This is a genomic window from Neisseria sp. HMSC070F02 (genome assembly GCF_001814225.1).
Lineage (GTDB): Bacteria > Pseudomonadota > Gammaproteobacteria > Burkholderiales > Neisseriaceae > Neisseria > Neisseria meningitidis.
Genome location: NZ_KV815372.1, coordinates 1 through 4,074, shown reverse-complemented (window position 1 = coordinate 4,074; position 4,074 = coordinate 1). Strand labels below are relative to the sequence as shown.

General features: G+C 52.6%; 3 protein-coding genes and 1 pseudogene. 1 reads left to right on the top strand and 3 read right to left on the bottom strand.

The window, feature by feature from the left end; translation table 11 throughout:
• The coding region (gene rfbC, locus HMPREF2959_RS02580) for a dTDP-4-dehydrorhamnose 3,5-epimerase (protein WP_070696354.1) at positions 1-332 on the top strand (332 nt) is incomplete at its 5' end.
• Positions 333-375: 43 nt separating this feature from the next.
• Here rfbC and HMPREF2959_RS02575 read toward each other — a convergent pair.
• The 3 genes and pseudogenes from HMPREF2959_RS02575 to HMPREF2959_RS12730 all read right to left on the bottom strand — a co-directional run.
• The gene (locus HMPREF2959_RS02575) at positions 376-2,394 is read right to left on the bottom strand and encodes an OPT family oligopeptide transporter (RefSeq protein WP_002243917.1); all 2,019 of its coding nucleotides are present in this window, start codon (positions 2,392-2,394) and stop codon (positions 376-378) included.
• Between the two features lie 194 nt (positions 2,395-2,588).
• Positions 2,589-3,710, bottom strand: coding sequence for a molecular chaperone DnaJ (gene dnaJ, locus HMPREF2959_RS02570; protein ID WP_070696351.1), 1,122 nt, complete (start codon positions 3,708-3,710; stop codon positions 2,589-2,591).
• Positions 3,711-3,850: 140 nt separating this feature from the next.
• Positions 3,851-4,074 (bottom strand): annotated as a pseudogene (locus tag HMPREF2959_RS12730) (hypothetical protein); the annotation flags it as partial.

Genomic DNA, 4,074 nt, shown 5'->3' with positions numbered 1-4,074 from the left:
TCGGCGAAGTATTCGACGTGGCCGTCGATATGCGCGAAGGTTCGCCGACTTTCGGCAAATGGGCGGGCGCAACCCTGTCCGCGCAAAACCAATGCCAGCTTTGGATACCCGAAGGCTTCGCGCACGGGTTTTGCGTTTTGGGCGACGCAGCGGAAGTCGTGTACAAATGCACGGACTATTACAAGCCTGAAGCCGAACAGGTTTTAATATGGAACGACCCGACAGTCGGCATAGGCTGGCCGCTTCAAACCGCGCCGCTGCTGTCGCCCAAAGATCTTGCCGGTAAAGCGTGGGCGCAAGCCGAAAAGCTCCGCCTTACGCTTTCCCGATAAAAAATGCCGTCTGAACGTTTCAGACGGCATTTTTTCCGACAGGCTACCTACCCGCCTTCAGTACGCGCTGTGCAAAGAAAAACATCCCGGTAACGAAGAACGCCAAACCCAACCAAGAAGCGGCGGCATCCCAGTTTTGCAGATTCAACGCGAGCGGCGCATCCGAGCCGCCGTTGGTCACGGAGAAGGCAATAATAAACGCCATAATCACACCGATCAGGCTTTCACCGACAATCAGGCCGGCGGAGAACAAGGTTCCGATGCGCTCGGCGTTTTTCAGACGGCCTTCGCGGTTTTCCGCTTTTTTACCGATGATGTGTTTCAACACCGCCGCCAACACCGCGCCTGCCACGATGGGCATATTGACGGACGGCGGCAGATAAATACCCATACCGACCGCAAGGACGGGCAGGGCAAGTTTGCCGCCTGATGATTTTTTCAACACCAAATCGACGACGATTAATACCGCTCCAATCGCGATGCCGGTAAAGATGTAGACCCATTCGAGGTTGTGGGCGAAAATGCCCGACGCGATGGTCGTCATCAAAGTCGCTTGAGGAGCTGCCAAAGCCTGCGCCGCATCCATGCCTTCGCGCGGCATTGCGCCAGTAAAGCCGTAGGCTTCGTAAAGCAGTTCCAACACGGGCGAAATAACCAGCGCACCAACGATACAGCCGATAATCAGGGCGACTTGCTGCCGCCAAGGCGTGGCTTTGAGCAGGTAGCCGGTTTTCAAGTCTTGCAGGTTGTCATTGGAAATCGAAGCCACGCAGATTACTGCCGAGCCGCAAAACAAAGTCAGTGCCAGCAAAAATTTGCGGTTAGCCTCATCCGCCAACAAACCTCCGGATTCGCCTACCAGCAGCAAAACCAGTGAAATAACGACGACGGACACGATGCCCACGCCGGAAATCGGGCTGGAAGACGAGCCGACCAAACCTGCCATATAACCGCAGGCGGCGGCGACCAAAAAGCCGATGACGGAAGCCAAAAGCGTGCAAACGACCACCAAAAGCCAAGCCATGCCGCCCGTAATGTGCGAATCGCCGATAAAGTGGTAAAACGACACGCCTAAAACAAACATCATCGCCAGCACCCAAAAAATCATGGCTTTAGGCGACAAATCCTGTTCGGCGCGTTCCGCAGCGGGCGCACCGCCGCCAAAACTCTTGAACGACATCTTCATGCCTTCCACCATCGGCTTGAGCAGCATCAACAGCGTCCAAACCGCCGCAATGCCAATAGTCCCCGCACCGATAAAACGCACTTTCTCCTTCCACAGCTTCATCGCAAACGCCGCCATTTCCATATCGGAAGGTTGCGGAATGTGTGAGGAGAAATACGGCACGGCAATGCCCCAAGCAATCGAAATGCCCAACAGGATGGCGATACCGCCCGTCAGTCCGACCAAATAGCCCGCGCCCAACAATGCCAGTGAAAAGCCCATCGGCAGTTGGAAAATCGCCGTACCGCTTTTAAACCAATAACTCGCGCTGTCGGCAATCACGCGCAGACCTCCGGCGCAAAAGCTCATCAATCCCGCCAACGCACCGCCGGCCGCCAGCTCTTTGATGCCGCTGCCTCCCTGACGGTTATCCCCTTCTTCATGACCGCCCACTTTCAAAATTTCAGCAGCCGCCACACCTTCCGGGTAAGGCAGCTCACTTTTTACCACCATCGCGTAACGCAGCGGAATGGTAAAAATCACCCCCAAAATCCCGCCGGCAATACATAAAAGCGTCGTCTGCCAGAACGGGAAACCGCTCCAGTAGCCCGCCATCAGCAAACCGGGCAGGACGAAGATGATGGTCGAAAGCGTACCCGCAGCCGAGGCTTGGGTCTGCACCATGTTGTTTTCCAAAATATTGCTGCCTTTGAAAAACTTTAAAACCGCCATCGAAATTACCGCCGCCGGAATCGACGAGGCAAAGGTCAGCCCGACTTTCAAACCGAGGTAAACGTTGGACGCAGTAAAAATTACAGTGATCAATGCACCGAGTATCATGCCTCGGAGCGTCAGTTCGCGGTATTCTTCTACCGACCCGGATAAAGATTTATTCATTATTCTTCCTTTGACAACAGACGTTCACATATTGTTGGCATCGCGCCATGATGTCAAGTTTTAAAAAGAACAGTTAAAAACAGTTATCCCACCCTGCCCCATACCCCATTGAAAATAAAAACTATTTTTAAACAAACAAAACAGCCGTATCAGGGAGATTCCCCGATACGGCTGCTTGTTTCCAAAACTTAAAATCAATCAAACAAATCGCGCAGCTTGTCTAAAAACGATTTCTTGCGCGGTGTTTGGTTTTCCAAGCCGGTAGAAATCCGCTCAAATTCTTCCAAAAGCTCTTTTTGACGGTCGGTCAAATTGACAGGCGTTTCGACAACAATATGGCAGTACAAATCGCCGGTCGCGCTGCTGCGTAAAGATTTGACACCCTTACCCTTCACGCGCATCCTCCTGCCGGTTTGGGTTTCTTTGGGGACGGTGAGCTTGACCTTTCCGTCCAAGGTCGGCACTTCCAACTCCCCGCCCAAAGCAGCCGTGGCAAAACTGATCGGCAGTTCGCAATGCAAGTCCAGACCGTCGCGTTGGAAAATCTTATGCGCCCGAATGCGGACGGTTACATACAGGTCGCCGGCAGGCGCACCGTGCATACCCGGTCCGCCTTCGCCGCTCAAACGGATACGCTGCCCGTCATCGATACCGGCGGGAATATTGACTTCCACCGTCTTGACCGCCTTATTCCGCCCCGCGCCACGGCATTTGACGCAAGGTTCTTTAATGTGTTTGCCCGCACCGTGGCAGGTCGGACAAGTCTGCTGCATACGGAAAATCGCCTGCTGGATGTGCACCGTACCCGAACCTTTGCAAGTCGGGCAGGTTTCCGGGGATGTCCCCGGTTTCGCGCCGCTGCCGTTACAGACATCACACGCTTCATAAGTCGGAATATTGATGCGTTTCTTCACACCTTTTGCGGCTTCTTCAAGCGTGATTTCGATACCGACTTGAACGTCCTCACCCTGATAATCAGGCTGGGCGCGCCCCGAACCGCCTCCAAACATTTGGCTGAAAATATCCCCAAAGTCAAAACCCTGCGCACCGCCAAATCCGCCAAACCCTCCGAAGCCCCCCTGTCCGCTGCCTTCAAACGCCGCATGACCATACTGGTCGTACATAGCGCGCTTGTCCTTGTCGGACAAAGTTTCATACGCCTTTTGTACTTCTTTAAACTTCTCTTCCGCCTCTTTATTGTCAGGATTGCGGTCGGGATGATATTTCATCGCCAATTTCCGGTAGGCTTTTTTAATCTCATCATCGGTAGCTGTTCTTGCCACACCCAGCGTCGCATAAAAATCTTGATTACTCATTTTTTCATCTAATTCAAAATAAAATCACGGCTTAAAATAAGGGCAATTACGCAAAACACAAGACAAACAGACTGCCATAGCTTACAAACTGAAACGGAATACACTTTTCAGACAGCATAAACCGATGCCGTCTGAAATCTTCAGGTATGCACGACACAAAAACTTAGACAGGCATAAAACCAACCGCCATGAAGTGTTTTTGTTATAAAAACGCCGCCCGAACGCATGTTCAGACGGCATTTCCTTTGCGTCGATTCATTCCCCGATATAGCGCAGGTCTTTTTCCAGCCATTTCCCTTCCAAACAAAAAACAAAAAAGCACCGGCGGCAGCCGATGCCCCTTCCTTTACAGGTTCCCCTATTT